Origin of the sequence: Streptomyces sp. A1277 (genome assembly GCF_004795015.1) — a bacterium.
GTDB lineage: Bacteria > Actinomycetota > Actinomycetes > Streptomycetales > Streptomycetaceae > Streptomyces.
Window position 1 is genome coordinate 133891 of record NZ_SSBI01000004.1, and the last position, 14365, is coordinate 148255.

The window sequence follows — 14365 nt, forward strand, 5'->3', positions numbered from 1 at the left end:
GCCGGTTTCGGAAGACAATGGGGCCATGGCGCGCGGCAAACTTCGGATCTACCTCGGTGCGGCACCCGGCGTCGGCAAGACGTACGCGATGCTCGCCGAGGCGCACCGACGTGTCGAGCGGGGCACCGACTGCGTCATCGGCTTCGTCGAGCACCACGACCGCCCGCGCACCGAGACCATGCTGAACGGCCTCGAACAGGTCCCGCGCCGCGCGATCGAGCACCGCGCGGCCCTCTTCACCGAAATGGACGTCGACGCCGTCCTGGAGCGCGCCCCGGCCGTCGCCCTGGTGGACGAGCTCGCCCACACCAACGTGCCGGGCTCCCGCAACGCCAAGCGCTGGCAGGACGTCGAGGAACTCCTCCAGGCCGGCATCGACGTCGTCTCCACCGTCAACATCCAGCACCTGGAATCCCTCGGCGACGTGGTCGAGTCCATAACCGGCGTACGCCAGCGCGAGACCGTGCCCGACGAAGTGGTCCGCCGCGCCGACCAGCTGGAACTGGTCGACATGTCGCCCCAGGCGCTGCGCCGCCGCATGGCCCACGGCAACATCTACAAACCGGACCGGATCGACGCCTCCCTGTCCAACTACTTCCGCCCCGGCAACCTCACCGCCCTGCGCGAACTGGCCCTCCTCTGGGTCGCCGACCGGGTGGACGAATACCTCCAGCAGTACCGGGGCGAGCACAACATCCGCACCACCTGGCAGGCCCGCGAACGCATCGTCGTCGGCCTCACCGGGGGCCCCGAGGGCCGCACCCTCATCCGCCGCGCCTCCCGGATGGCGGCCAAGGGCTCGGGCAGCGAGATCCTCGCCGTCTACATCGCCCGCAGCGACGGACTCACCTCCGCCTCGCCCAAGGAGCTGGCCGTCCAGCGCACCCTGGTCGAGGACCTGGGCGGCACCTTCCACCACGTCATCGGCGACGACATCCCCTCCGCACTCCTCGCCTTCGCCCGGGGTGTCAACGCCACGCAGATCGTCCTCGGCTCCAGCCGCCGCAAGGCATGGCAGTACATCTACGGCCCGGGCGTCGGCGCCACCGTCGCCCGCGAGTCCGGCCCCGACCTCGACGTCCACATCGTCACCCACGACGAGGTCGCCAAGGGCCGGGGCCTGCCCATCGCCCGCGGCGCCCGGCTCGGCCGGGCCCGCATCATCTGGGGCTGGGGGGTCGGCGTCGGCGGTCCCGTCCTCCTCGCCGTGCTCCTCAAGGCCCTGGAGTCCGGCCCCGGGCTCGCCAACGACGTCCTGCTCTTCCTCTTCATGACCGTCGCCGCCGCCCTGATCGGCGGACTGCTGCCCGCCCTCGCCTCGGCCGCCGCCGGCTCACTGCTGCTGAACTACTGGTTCACCCCGCCCACCCACACCCTCACCGTCCAGGACCCGGAGAACTTCGTCGCCATCGTGATCTTCTTCGCGGTGGCGGTCGCGGTGGCCTCCGTCGTGGACCTGGCGGCCCGCCGCACCCATCAGGCAGCCCGGCTGCGCGCGGAGTCCGAGATCCTGTCGTTCCTGGCCGGCAGCGTGCTGCGCGGCGAGACCACACTCGCCGCGCTCCTGGACCGGGTCCGCGAGACCTTCGGCATGGGGTCCGTCGCCCTGCTGGAGCGGCAGAGCGACGTCGACCCGTGGACGTGCGCCGGGAGCGTCGGCCCGGCACCGGTTGCCCGCCCCGAGGACGCCGACGTGGACATGCCCGTCGGCGACCACATGGCCCTGGCCCTGTCCGGCCGGGTGCTGCCCGCCGAGGACCGCCGGGTGCTCGGCGCCTTCGCCGCCCAGGCCGCCGTCGTCCTGGACCGCCAGCGCCTGGTGGACGAGGCGGAGGAGGCCCGCAGGCTCGCCGAGGGCAACCGGATCAGGACCGCGCTGCTGGCCGCCGTCAGCCACGACCTGCGCACCCCGCTCGCCGCCATCAAGGCCGCCGTCAGCTCCCTGCGCTCCGACGACGTCGCCTGGTCCGACGACGACGAGGCGGAATTCCTCGAAGGCATCGAGGCCGGCGCCGACCGCCTCGACCACCTCGTCGGCAACCTCCTCGACATGTCCCGCCTCCAGACCGGCACCGTCACCCCGCTGATCCGGGAGATCGACCTGGACGAGGTGGTGCCCATGGCCCTGGGCGGCGTCCCCGAGGACAGCGTCGACCTGGACATCCCCGAGACGCTGCCCATGGTCGCCGTCGACCCCGGGCTCCTGGAGCGGGCCGTCGCCAACATCGTCGAGAACGCCGTCAAGTACAGCCCCGAGGGCGACCGCGTCACCGTCGCCGCCAGCGCGCTCGGCACCCGCGTCGAACTCCGGGTCGCCGACCGCGGCCGCGGCGTCCCCGACGAGGGCAAGGAGCGCATCTTCGAACCCTTCCAGCGCTACGGCGACGCCCCGCGCGGCGCCGGAGTGGGCCTCGGCCTCGCGGTGGCCCGCGGATTCGCCGAGGCCATGGGGGGCACGCTCGACGCCGAGGACACCCCCGGCGGCGGCCTCACCATGGTCCTGACCCTCCGGGCCGCCCCGGGCCACGCCCCCGTGCCCCGCGCGGACGACACCGCACTCCTGACAGGACCCACGCACAGCAGAAAGGCAGGACCTCGATGACCCGGGTGCTAGTGGTCGACGACGAGCCGCAGATCGTGCGCGCCCTCGTGATCAACCTGAAGGCGCGCACGTACGAGGTGGACGCCGCGCCCGACGGGGCCACCGCCCTCCAGCTCGCCGCCGCCCGCCACCCCGACGTCGTCGTCCTGGACCTCGGGCTGCCCGACATGGACGGCGTCGACGTGATCAGGGGCCTGCGCGGCTGGACCCGGGTGCCGATCCTGGTGCTCTCGGCCCGGCACAGCTCCGACGAGAAGGTCGAGGCGCTGGACGCGGGCGCGGACGACTACGTGACCAAGCCGTTCGGCATGGACGAACTGCTGGCCCGGTTGCGGGCGGCGGTGCGCCGCGCCGAGCCCGTGGGCCAGGACGGCGGCGACGAGGTCGTGATCGTGGAGACCGAGGGCTTCACCGTCGACCTCGCCGCCAAGAAGGTCCACCGCGACGGCCGCGACGTACGGCTCACCCCCACCGAGTGGCACCTGCTGGAGGTCCTGGTCCGCAACGGCGGCCGGCTCGTCAGCCAGCGCCGGCTGCTCCAGGAGGTCTGGGGCCCGTCGTACGGCACCGAGACCAACTACCTGCGCGTCTACATGGCCCAGCTGCGGCGCAAGCTGGAGGCCGACCCCTCCCACCCCCGCCACTTCGTCACCGAGCCCGGCATGGGTTACCGCTTCGAACGCGCCTGAAACCGGCGGCCGGGCGCGATCGCGTCCCCCCTTCGAGTGAGTTCGAGTGAGACGGCGGCCACCCGCCATGACCTCGCAGGACCGGTACCCTTCGGGTATGAGTGCTGTTCCTCGATTCGAGAAGCCCCACAAGGCCGACCGGCCGTCCGGGCGCTTCCGGCGGATGCTCGACCGGCTTTCCAGCTCCCAGGAAGACCTGGAGTGCGAGGAGCTGGCGGAGGAGTCGCAGGCGTCGGGCTGCACCCGGATCTCCGAATGCACCGACCGCCAGATCGTGAAGGTCACTGGTACCTTGCGGACGGTCACCCTGCGGCCGCGCGCCGGAGTGCCCGCCCTGGAGGCGGAGCTCTTCGACGGCACCGCACCGCTCGACGTGGTCTGGCTCGGCCGCCGCTCCATCGTGGGCATAGAGCCGGGCCGCAGGCTCATCGCCTCCGGCCGGATCGCCATGAGCCACGGCCGCCGGGTGCTGTTCAATCCCAAATACGAACTCCGACCGCTCGGCAAGGAGTAGCCGGTGACGTCTCTCGACAAGCCGACGTCCGACACGGACCGCACCACCGACCAGCAGGAGGCCGACGCAAGGGCGGTCACCGAAGCCGCGCTCTTCGAGGCATTCGGCGGCGTGAGGGGCATGGTGGAGACGGTCCTGCCCGGGCTGCTCTTCGTCACGATCTTCACCATCGACAAGAACCTCACCAACTCGGCCATCGCGGCCGTCGCGGTGTCGCTGGCGCTCGTGGCCGTCCGGCTCATCCGCAAGGACACCGTCAAGCACGCCTTCAGCGGTGTCTTCGGTGTGGCCTTCGGCGTGGTCTTCGCCAAGATGACCGGCAACGCCAAGGACTTCTACCTGCCGGGCATGCTCTACACGCTCGGTCTCGCCCTGGCCTACCTGATCAGCACCGTCGCCGGCCTCCCGCTGATCGGCCTCATCCTGGGCCCGGTCTTCAAGGAGAACCTCTCCTGGCGCACCCGCAACCCCGGACGCAAGAAGGCGTACGCCAAGGCCAGCTACGCCTGGGGACTGATCCTGCTCGCCAAGTGCGCGATCCTCTTCCCGCTGTACTGGTGGGCCGACACCACCCAGTTCGGCTGGGTGCTGGTCGCCCTGAAGATCCCGCCGTTCCTGCTGGCGGTCTACCTCACCTGGGTCTTCCTCGCCAAGGCGCCGCCGCCCATCGACGTCTTCGCCGAGATGGAGGCCGAGGAACAGGCCGAGAAGGCCCGCAAGGAAGCGGCCGCCGCCGAAGCGGCCCGGGGCCAGGAGTTCTGAACGACGCGGGAGGGGCCTGTCACCACCGGTGACAGGCCCCTCCCGCATGCTGCTGCCGCTTACTCCTCCGGATCGCCCCGGCGCACCGACAGCAGGTCCTCCAACTGCTCCTCGCGCGCCTGAGCGGCCACGAACAGCAGTTCGTCACCCGCTTCCAGGCTCTCCTCCGGGCTCGGCGTCAGCACCCGCTGGCCCCGGATGATCGTCACCAGCGAGGTGTCCTCCGGCCAGGCGACCTCCCCGACCTGCGTACCGGCGAGCGCCGACTCCGGCGGCAGCGTCAGCTCCACCAGGTTCGCGTCGCCGTGGCTGAAGCGCAGCAGCCGGACCAGATCGCCGACACTCACCGCCTCCTCCACCAGCGCCGACATCAGGCGCGGCGTGGAGACCGCCACATCGACGCCCCACGACTCGTTGAACAGCCACTCGTTCTTCGGATTGTTCACCCGGGCGACGACCCGCGGCACGCCGTACTCCGTCTTGGCGAGCAGCGAGACGACCAGGTTCACCTTGTCGTCGCCGGTCGCCGCGATCACGACGTTGCAGCGCTGCAACGCCGCCTCGTCCAGCGACGTGATCTCACAGGCGTCCGCCAGCAGCCACTCGGCCATCGGCACCCGCTCCACCGAGATGGCGGTCGGCGCCTTGTCGACGAGCAGCACCTCGTGCCCGTTCTCCAGCAGCTCGCCCGCGATGGAACGGCCCACCGCACCGGCCCCGGCAATCGCGACACGCATCAGTGACCGCCCTCCTCAGGGCCCTCGGCGAACGCCGCCTCGACCTTCGCGATCTCGTCCGTACGCATCATCACGTGGACGAGGTCGCCCTCCTGGAGCACCGTCTGCGACGACGGCAGAACGGCCTCGCTCAACCGGGTGAGGAAGGCGACGCGCACGCCCGTCTCCTCCTGCAGCGTGCTGATCTTGTGCCCGATCCAGGACGGCGTGGTGTGCACCTCCGCGAGCTGCACCCCGCCGCTCGGATCGCGCCACAGCGGCTCCGCGCCCGAGGGCAGCAGCCGGCGCAGCATCTGGTCCGCGGTCCAGCGCACGGTGGCGACCGTGGGGATGCCCAGACGCTGGTACACCTCGGCACGCCGGGGGTCGTAGATCCTGGCCGCGACGTTGTCGATGCCGAACATCTCGCGCGCCACCCGGGCCGCGATGATGTTGGAGTTGTCGCCGCTGCTCACCGCGGCGAACGCCCCGGCCTCCTCGATCCCCGCCTCACGCAGGGTGTCCTGGTCGAAACCGACCCCCGTGACGCGACGTCCGCCGAACCCGGAGCCCAGGCGCCGGAACGCCGTGGGGTCCTGGTCGATGACGGCGACCGTGTGCCCCTGCTGCTCCAGAGTCTGCGCGAGAGCGGCTCCCACTCGCCCGCAGCCCATGATGACGATGTGCACCTTGCGCCTACCTCGCAGTCCTGGTCGTCCGGCTGACCTGCGAAAACACCCTGCTCACACTCTTTCCTGGGCTGGCCGGGCAAACAACGGGGCAACGGTGTGTCCCGTCGCCCGTATACGAGCTTATGCCGCACCGGTTGCGTTACCTCATCCGAGTGTGCGCGACGCGGTTCGGCGGGGCCCCGGTGCAAGGATTTCGTTAAGGATTCCGCGTCGTTTCCGGCGGTGTGCGGAAGATTGGCGGGCCACGCGGGTGGTGCGGGGGCGGGCCCCGTACGGAACCCTTACGATCCCAGCGTGTCCAAACTGACCGACGTGCCCAAACGGATCCTGATCGGACGGGCCCTGCGCAGCGACAGGCTGGGGGAGACGCTCCTCCCCAAGCGCATCGCGCTCCCCGTCTTCGCATCCGACCCGCTGTCCTCGGTGGCGTACGCACCCGGAGAAGTCCTCCTCGTGCTGTCCATCGCGGGTGTGTCGGCCTACCACTTCAGCCCGTGGATCGCGGTCGCCGTCGTGGTCCTGATGTTCACCGTCGTCGCCTCCTACCGGCAGAACGTCCACGCCTACCCGAGCGGCGGCGGCGACTACGAGGTCGCCACCACGAACCTCGGCCCCAAGGCCGGTCTGACCGTGGCCAGCGCGCTGCTGGTCGACTACGTCCTGACCGTCGCCGTGTCGATCGCGTCCGGCGTGGAGAACCTCGGCTCGGCGATCCCCTTCGTCGTGGAGCACAAGACGGGGTGCGCGGTCGCGGCCATCGTGCTGCTGACCCTGATGAACCTGCGCGGCGTCAAGGAGTCCGGCAAGCTCTTCGCCATCCCCACGTACCTCTTCGTGGCCGGCGTCTTCATCATGATCATCTGGGGCGCCTTCCGCGGCCTGGTCCTCGGCGACACCATGCAGGCCCCGACCGCCGCGTACACGATCAGGCCCGAGCACCAGGGCCTGGCCGGTTTCGCCCTCGTCTTCCTGCTGCTGCGCGCGTTCTCCTCCGGCTGCGCGGCGCTCACCGGCGTCGAGGCCATCAGCAACGGCGTGCCCGCGTTCCGCAAGCCCAAGAGCAAGAACGCCGCGACGACGCTGGCGATGATGGGCCTGCTCGCCGTCACCATGTTCTGCGGGATCATCGGCCTGGCCATGGCCACCGACGTCAAGATGGCCGAGAACCCGGCGAGGGACCTGGTCCGCAACGGCGCCCCGGTCGGCTCCGGCTTCGTCCAGGACCCGGTCATCTCCCAGGTCGCGGCCGCGGTCTTCGGCGACGGCACGTTCTTCTTCGTGATCCTCGCCGCCGCCACCGCCCTCGTCCTCTTCCTGGCCGCCAACACCGCGTACAACGGCTTCCCGCTGCTCGGCTCGATCCTGGCCCAGGACCGCTACCTGCCCCGCCAGCTGCACACCCGCGGCGACCGGCTCGCCTTCTCCAACGGCATCGTGCTGCTGGCCGGCGCCGCGATCCTGCTGGTCGTCATCTACGGCGCCGACTCGACCCGGCTGATCCAGCTGTACATCGTCGGCGTGTTCGTCTCCTTCACCCTCAGCCAGACCGGCATGGTCCGGCACTGGAACCGCCACCTGCGCGTGGAGCGGGACCAGGCCAAGCGCCGCCACATGGTCCGCTCCCGCGCGATCAACACCTTCGGCGCCTTCTTCACCGGCCTGGTGCTCGTCGTCGTCCTCGCCACCAAGTTCACCCACGGCGCCTGGGTCGCGCTGCTCGGCATGGTGATCTTCTTCGGCACGATGACCGCGATCCGCAAGCACTACGACCGGGTCGCCGAGGAGATCTCCGCCGACGACACCGCACCGGACGAGTCCATCCGCCCCTCGCGGGTCCACGCGATCGTCCTGGTCTCCAAGCTCCACCGCCCCACCCTGCGCGCCCTCGCCTACGCCAAGCTGATCCGCACGGACCACCTGGAGGCGCTCTCCATCAGCGTGGACCCGGCCGAGACGAAGGCCCTCAGGGAGGACTGGGAGCGGCGCGGCATCAACGTACCGCTCAAGATCCTGGACTCGCCCTACCGCGAGGTGACCCGCCCGGTCATCGAGTACGTCAAGGGCCTGCGCCGGGAGAGCCCGCGGGACGTGGTGAGCGTGTACATCCCGGAGTACGTCGTCGGCCACTGGTACGAGCACCTGCTGCACAACCAGAGCGCCCTGCGGCTCAAGGGGCGGCTGCTCTTCACCCCCGGCGTGATGGTCACCTCGGTCCCGTACCAGCTGGAGTCCTCCGAGGTGGCCAAGAAGCGCGCCCGCAGGCGCGCGAACTGGACCGCTCCCGGATCGGTGCGCCGGGGCCCGGTGGAACGCAAGCACAAGGACCCGGCACCGAAGGGCTGAGGCGGCAGATCCGCGAGGGCTTCGCCGGTGGTCGGCGGCCGGACGAGACCCACGTAGACTCGTAGGTTGTTGTCCGGCCGCCGGCCACCCCCCTTCCCTTGGAGCCCGCCCCTCATGCAGAACGAATCCACGTCGCCGCAGGCCGGGGAGACGCAGCCGGAATCGCTCATCGGGCAGGAGTACGAGGTCGAGGTCGGCCCCGTCGCGCACGGCGGCCACTGCATCGCGCGGACGGACGAGGGCCGCGTCCTGTTCGTACGCCACACCCTGCCCGGCGAGAAGATCGTCGCCCGGGTCACCGACGGCGACAGCGACTCGCGCTTCCTGCGCGCGGACGCCGTACGGATCATCGAGGCGTCCAAGGACCGCGTGAAGGCCCCCTGCCCGTTCGCCGGCCCCGGCAAGTGCGGCGGCTGCGACTGGCAGCACGCAAAGCCCGGCGCCCAGCGCCGCCTCAAGGGCGAGGTCATCGCGGAGCAGCTCCAGCGCCTCGCGGGCCTCACCCCCGAGGAGGCGGGCTGGGACGGCACGGTCATGCCGGCCGAGGGCGACAAGCTCCCGGCGGGCGAGGTGCCCGCCTGGCGCACCCGCGTCCAGTACGCCATCGACGAGGACGGCCGCGTCGGCCTGCGCAAGCACCGCTCGCACGACATCGAGATCATCGACCACTGCATGATCGCCGCGCCCGGCGTCTCCGAGCTCGGCGTCGAGAAGCAGGACTGGCCCCAGATGGCCACGGTCGAGGCCATCTCCGCCACCGGCTCCCACGACCGCCAGGTCATCCTCACCCCCCGCACGGGCGGCCGCCTCCCCCTGGTCGAGCTCGACAAGCCCGTCTCGGTCCTCCGCGTCGACGAGCGCGACGGCGGCGTCCACCGCGTCCACGGCCGCGGCTTCGTCCGCGAACGCGCCGACGACCGCACCTACCGCGTCGGCTCCGGCGGCTTCTGGCAGGTCCACCCCCAGGCGGCCGACACCCTCGTCCGCGCCGTCATGCAGGGCCTGTTGCCCCGCAAGAACGACACCGCCCTCGACCTCTACTGCGGCGTCGGCCTCTTCGCCGGCGCCATCGGCCAGCGCATCGGCGAGAAGGGCGCGGTCCTCGGCATCGAGTCCGGCAAGCGCGCGGTGGAGGACGCCCGCCACAACCTCAAGGACCTCGACCGCGTCCGCATCGAACACGGCAAGGTCGACCAGGTCCTGCCCCGCACGGGCATCACCGAATGCGACCTCATCGTCCTGGACCCGCCCCGCGCGGGCGCCGGTAAGGCCACGGTGAAGCAGCTGGTGGGGCTGGGTGCGCGCCGCATCGCGTACGTGGCCTGCGACCCGGCGGCGCTGGCGAGGGACCTGGCGTACTTCCGGGAGGGCGGTTACAAGGTGCGGACGCTGCGCGCGTTCGATCTGTTTCCGATGACGTCGCACGTGGAATGCGTGGCTATTCTTGAGCCTGCGGACAAGGGCGCCTGACCTGTATTTTTGCTCCTCTGGTGGGTTTCGACCTGTTTCCCTCCGTGTAGCGGTTCGAGCGGACGGATCGCTCTTTGAGGGCTCGCTGGCCTGCGAATTCGTGAACGAGGCGCTTGCAACGGCGACGCCCTCCAGTGGCTCCTGCGGGCTTCTTGACGCTCGGATGACGCTCGAAGAGGAAGTCTTCGGGCCTCCGCGGTAGCGATGCGCATGGCCGCCTGGTCCCACGCTCCGCGGAGCCGAGCGCGGCCCGACCGCACCACTTGATACCGTCCTGGTATCATCCCTGTATGGCGATGACACTTCGACTCCCCGACGACCTTGACGCGAAGCTCACTGAGCGGGCTCGTCGGGAGGGCCGCAGCAAGCAGGAACTCGCCATTGAGGCCATCCGTGACGCCCAGGACCGGGCCGAGCTGAAGGTCGATGACGTCCTGGCCGAGCTCATGGAGAGCGATGCGGAGATCCTGGACTACCTGAAGTGACGGACGTTCGCTACATCCAGATCGACGAGATCCTGGCCATCGCTCGCACGGTCAACGGTACCGAGCACAGCGTGCGTGACATGGGACTTTTGGTGTCAGCGATCGAACGGCCCCGGACGAACGTGTTCGGGGCCGAGCTGTATCCCACGCTGCACGAGAAGGCGGCGGCACTGCTGCACTCCGTCGCTCGCAATCACGCGCTGATCGACGGCAACAAGCGCACCGCCTGGCTTGCCATGCGTGTCTTCCTGCGGTTCAACGGCGTCAGCGCCAGTACCGCCCCGCCACCCGTCTCCGTGGCCGGCCCGTTCGTCGAGGCAGTCGCGCAGGACAGCGTCGATGTACCGGCGATCGCCAAGCGCCTCGCGACCTGGTTCCCCGTTTCCTGACGTTCGACGAGGCAAGGGCGCCTCATGTGGAGAGCGTGGCGATTCTGGAGCTTCGGGCCGTGTTCGGGGCGTTAACGCCCTGGTTCTACGGAATTTGTGAACGCGGTAAGCGGATTCGAGCGTCGTGGGCCATCGCAAAGTGGTGAAAGCGCCACAGGAAACCTAGGGATGTGCTCACTCTACGGGAATCACCGCAGGTGGGCCGGGGCGACCTGTAGTGCGGCGGAGGTGTCATGGGTGGGGACCCGTATGTGTCAGCAAAAGGGGTCGGTGAAGGTGAGCGGACGGGGGTGCCGGATCCGTACGGTGACCGGGCTCTCCTGACCTCTGCCATGGCGGAGGGCTACGACGCCGTCCCCTACCAGGAACGCAGTCGGCTGCGGAGCTATCTCGAAGCCGCCGCCTCCGATGGGGATTCGCTCGCCTGCGGTGCAGGCTGCGGTACGAAGCCACTCGCCGCCCCCGTCGAGCAGACATGGAGCACCTCCCTTGCCCGGGTATGCGCCACGAACAGCGGGCACCGATCCCGCAGCAGGTCCGACGCGTGCTGCAGGGCGTCGACCGAGGCGGAGGTGGCCTCCCGTGCGAACGGCAGGGCGCTGGAGGTGATCCCCAGCACCGCCACGCAGTGAAACTCCAGCCCCTTCATCGCGTGCATCGTGGCCATCCTGACCCTGCCACGTCCGGCCCTGGGGTGTCCCGGCCCCTGGCCACCAGGATTCCGGCTGCCGCCAGCCGCTCGTACGGTCGGCCACACGTCGTAGCGTCCCACGACGGAGTGCGCGTAGGCGTTGACAGTGGTCACTTCCACCCGGTCCAGCAGCTGCTGATCCCCTTCGAGGAGCAGCGAGTCTCGCGCAGGCCGACCGTCAGGGCATTCGTTACGTGGTGAGAAGGACGCGCGAGTCGCATGAGCGCATCAGAAGGTGCTTGACGCGGTGGAGCGCCACGACCGTCGTCATCTTCCGAGCCGGAAGGACTCGCATGGTCCACCGCAACGCAGGTGAACGGCCTCTCGCCGCACCGAGAAGGCTTGGTCCCTTTTAGGTCGTATATGCGGTTTGCTCATCCTGATGTCGGGTAATCGGCAGGGGAGGCGGAATGCGGCGTTCCGCCCCGCGCGCGGTCACGATCCGCGCTGCCCCCGTCGTTCTGGAGATGTCATGTCAGGTCAGAACAAGAGTTCCTTTGCGACCGTGAATCCGTATACCGGGGAGACGCTCGCGGAGTTCCCGGTCATCGAAGGGGAAAAGGTCGACTCCGTGCTCGAAGTCGCAGGTAACGCGTTCGAAGCATGGCGGAAGCGGCCAATCGCGGAACGTGCTGCGATCGTCGGCCGCGCCTCCGGGCTGATGAAGGAACGGAAAGAGCAACTGGCCCAGATCATCACTGAGGAGATGGGGAAGCTCATCTCCGAGGCGCGCGGAGAGGTGGATCTCGCCGCATCGATTCTGGAGTACTACGCCCAGCACGGGCCGGATTTCGCCGCCGCCGAGCCGCTCGATGTGCAAGAGGGGGAGGCGTACCTCGTCAACGAGCCCCTCGGCGTGCTGCTGGGTGTCATGCCGTGGAACTTCCCGCTCTACCAGGTCGTCCGTTTCGCGGGACCGAACTTGGTGCTGGGCAACACCGTGCTGGTCAAACACGCCGGTATCTGCCCGCAGTCCGCTCTCGCCCTGGAGTCACTGTTCCGTGACGCGGAGGCCCCTGAGGGCGTCTACACGAATCTCTTCGTGAGCCACGACGAGATCTCGCGCATCATCGACAGCCCCGTCGTCCGTGGGGCCTCACTGACCGGCAGCGAAGGGGCAGGGGCCCGGGTCGCGGAACGGGCCGGGCGGAACATGAAACCCACCCTGCTGGAGCTCGGCGGCAGCGATGTCTTCATCGTTCTCGACCGTGAGGGGCTGGAGCGCACCATCGGGGCCGCGGTGGCCGGCCGGATGGCGAACACGGGCCAGAGTTGCGTGGCCGCCAAGCGGTTCATCGTGCTGGAGGACGTCTACGACGACTTCGTGGACGGGATGCGCCGCGAGTTCGAGGCGCTGAGGCCGGGCGACCCTGCGGACGAGGCGACCACCCTGGGGCCGCTCTCCTCGGAGCAGGCGGCATCGGACCTGGCCGACCAGATCCGCGAGACCCTGGACCAGGGTGCGGAACTGGTCACCGGCGGCCACCGCATCGACCGTCCGGGCGCCTTCGTCGAGCCGACGATCATCACCGGCGTCAAGCCCGGGATGCGCGCCTACGCCGAGGAGCTGTTCGGGCCGGCCGCGGTGATCTACCGGGTCGCCGACGAGGACGAGGCCATCGCCCTCGCCAACGACAGCCAGTACGGCCTCGGCGGATCCGTATTCTGCGCGGACGTGGAGCGGGGCCGACGAGTGGCGGAGCGCGTGGAGACCGGCATGGTCTGGGTGAACCACCCGACCTCGACGCAGCCCGACCTGCCGTTCGGCGGCATCAAGCGCTCCGGCTACGGGCGGGAGCTCTCGAAGCTCGGTATGCAGGAGTTCGTCAACCGCAAGCTGGTCCGGATCCTGCCGCCCGACGCGGATCTGCACGGCATCGCAGGCTGAGCGATCCGGCCGCCCTCGCGCACATCAGGGGATCGAAGCAGGCGGAAGCGGCCCGTAGGCAGTCCCGCGGTGAAAGCGAACGTGGAACAGCCGGCGCATCCGCTGCCTCCCCGAAACCGACGACACGACACCAGGAGTGACTGTGACCGCAGTGCCTGCCATCACCCTCAACAACGCAGTGCAGATCCCCCAACTCGGCTTCGGCACCTTCCAGATTCCGCCGGAGGACACCCGGGAGACGACCCTGGCCGCGCTGGAGGCCGGGTACCGGCACATCGACACGGCGGAGATGTACGGCAACGAGAAGGAGGTCGGCCAGGCGGTCCGGGACTCCGGTCTCGACCGTGCCGACGTCTTCGTGACCAGCAAGCTCAACAACGGCGCCCATGCTCACGACGACGCCCTCCAGGCGTTCGGCCGCACCATGGACGAGTTCGGCTTCGACTACCTGGACCTCTTCCTCATCCACTGGCCGCTGCCCGGCAAGGGCGACTTCGTGGAGACGTGGAAGGCTCTGGAGGAGATCTACCGCTCCGGCCGCGCCAAGGCCATCGGGGTCTCCAACTTCCAGCCCCACCACCTGCGCCGCCTGCTTGAAGGCAGCGAGGTGGTCCCCGCGGTCAATCAGATCGAGGCGCACCCCTACCTCACCCAGGACGACGTCAGGGCGTTCGGGGCCGAGCACCACATCGTCACCGAGGCATGGTCGCCCATCGCGCAGGGCAAGGTGCTCGACGATCCTGCCATCAAGCGCATCGCGGATCGGGTGGGCAAGACGCCTGCCCAGGTGACCCTTCGCTGGCACATCCAGCGCGGGGACGTCGTCTTCCCCAAGTCGGTGACCCAGAAGCGCATCGAGGAGAACTTCGACCTCTTCGACTTCGAGCTCAGCGAAGGCGACATCGGCGAGATCTCCGCGCTGGACCGCAACGAGCGGACCGGGCCCGACCCGGACCGCTTCAATGGCTGAGTGTCGTACTCCGTCAGCTCCGGCTGCCGGAGTCCCGCCGGCGGCGTGACGGTCCTCGATCGCTCTGGGAGGCGACCGGGCGCCCCGCATACCGGTGCAAACCGGGTATGCGCTCTGGTTTCTGTCCGGGAGCGCCGCCGCCACGGCACAATTA

The 14365-nt window shown here is 69.6% G+C and carries 13 protein-coding genes; 10 read left to right on the forward strand and 3 right to left on the reverse strand.

Going from position 1 to position 14365, the window contains the following annotated elements; genetic code table 11:
* Positions 1–25 precede the first annotated feature (25 nt).
* The 4 genes from E6R18_RS04430 to E6R18_RS04445 all read left to right on the forward strand — a co-directional run bounded on the left by E6R18_RS04430 (position 26) and on the right by E6R18_RS04445 (position 4567).
* Positions 26–2602 (forward strand): ATP-binding protein, encoded by a 2577-nt coding sequence (locus E6R18_RS04430; RefSeq protein ID WP_136315502.1) that lies wholly within the window; start codon positions 26–28, stop codon positions 2600–2602.
* Entirely contained in the window at positions 2599–3291 is a 693-nt protein-coding gene (locus E6R18_RS04435) for a response regulator (RefSeq protein WP_136315503.1), read from the forward strand. Before E6R18_RS04430 ends, E6R18_RS04435 begins: the two co-directional genes overlap by 4 nt.
* 97 nt (positions 3292–3388) lie before the next feature.
* Positions 3389–3805 carry an OB-fold nucleic acid binding domain-containing protein gene (locus tag E6R18_RS04440; protein WP_136315504.1) on the forward strand — a complete coding sequence of 139 codons (417 nt, stop codon included), beginning with the start codon at positions 3389–3391 and terminating at the stop codon, positions 3803–3805.
* 3 nt (positions 3806–3808) lie between these two features.
* Complete coding sequence (locus E6R18_RS04445) at positions 3809–4567, forward strand: DUF3159 domain-containing protein (protein WP_136315505.1); 759 nt, start codon at positions 3809–3811, stop codon at positions 4565–4567.
* A 59-nt stretch (positions 4568–4626) separates the two neighbouring features.
* On the opposite strand, the gene E6R18_RS04450 is transcribed toward E6R18_RS04445, so the two are convergent.
* Complete coding sequence (locus tag E6R18_RS04450) at positions 4627–5304, reverse strand: TrkA family potassium uptake protein (RefSeq protein WP_136315506.1); 678 nt, start codon at positions 5302–5304, stop codon at positions 4627–4629.
* Positions 5304–5972 (reverse strand): TrkA family potassium uptake protein, encoded by a 669-nt coding sequence (locus E6R18_RS04455; protein WP_136315507.1) that lies wholly within the window; start codon positions 5970–5972, stop codon positions 5304–5306. The genes E6R18_RS04450 and E6R18_RS04455 overlap by 1 nt, the downstream gene beginning before the upstream one ends.
* 297 nt (positions 5973–6269) lie before the next feature.
* On the opposite strand from E6R18_RS04455, the gene E6R18_RS04460 reads away from it, so the two are divergent.
* The 4 genes from E6R18_RS04460 to E6R18_RS04475 all read left to right on the forward strand — a co-directional run bounded on the left by E6R18_RS04460 (position 6270) and on the right by E6R18_RS04475 (position 10662).
* On the forward strand, positions 6270–8318 hold the full coding sequence (locus E6R18_RS04460; RefSeq protein WP_136315508.1) for an APC family permease: 2049 nt from the start codon (positions 6270–6272) through the stop codon (positions 8316–8318).
* Between the two features lie 114 nt (positions 8319–8432).
* The gene (locus E6R18_RS04465) at positions 8433–9788 is read left to right on the forward strand and encodes a class I SAM-dependent RNA methyltransferase (protein WP_136315509.1); all 1356 of its coding nucleotides are present in this window, start codon (positions 8433–8435) and stop codon (positions 9786–9788) included.
* Between the two features lie 290 nt (positions 9789–10078).
* Positions 10079–10273, forward strand: a complete 195-nt coding sequence (locus E6R18_RS04470) for a ribbon-helix-helix protein, CopG family (protein WP_031080575.1) — start codon at positions 10079–10081, stop codon at positions 10271–10273.
* On the forward strand, positions 10270–10662 hold the full coding sequence (locus E6R18_RS04475; protein WP_136315510.1) for a type II toxin-antitoxin system death-on-curing family toxin: 393 nt from the start codon (positions 10270–10272) through the stop codon (positions 10660–10662). Before E6R18_RS04470 ends, E6R18_RS04475 begins: the two co-directional genes overlap by 4 nt.
* A gap of 385 nt (positions 10663–11047) precedes the next feature.
* Here E6R18_RS04475 and E6R18_RS04480 read toward each other — a convergent pair whose 3' ends face one another.
* A complete protein-coding gene (locus tag E6R18_RS04480) occupies positions 11048–11320 on the reverse strand; it encodes a hypothetical protein (RefSeq protein WP_240799586.1) in 273 nt (90 codons plus the stop codon).
* A 505-nt stretch (positions 11321–11825) separates the two neighbouring features.
* Here E6R18_RS04480 and E6R18_RS04485 point away from each other — a divergent pair.
* Positions 11826–13241: an NAD-dependent succinate-semialdehyde dehydrogenase gene (locus E6R18_RS04485; protein WP_136315512.1), complete on the forward strand. Its 1416-nt coding sequence runs from the start codon at positions 11826–11828 to the stop codon at positions 13239–13241.
* 142 nt (positions 13242–13383) lie between these two features.
* Positions 13384–14211 carry an aldo/keto reductase gene (locus E6R18_RS04490; protein WP_136315513.1) on the forward strand — a complete coding sequence of 276 codons (828 nt, stop codon included), beginning with the start codon at positions 13384–13386 and terminating at the stop codon, positions 14209–14211.
* Positions 14212–14365 lie beyond the last annotated feature (154 nt).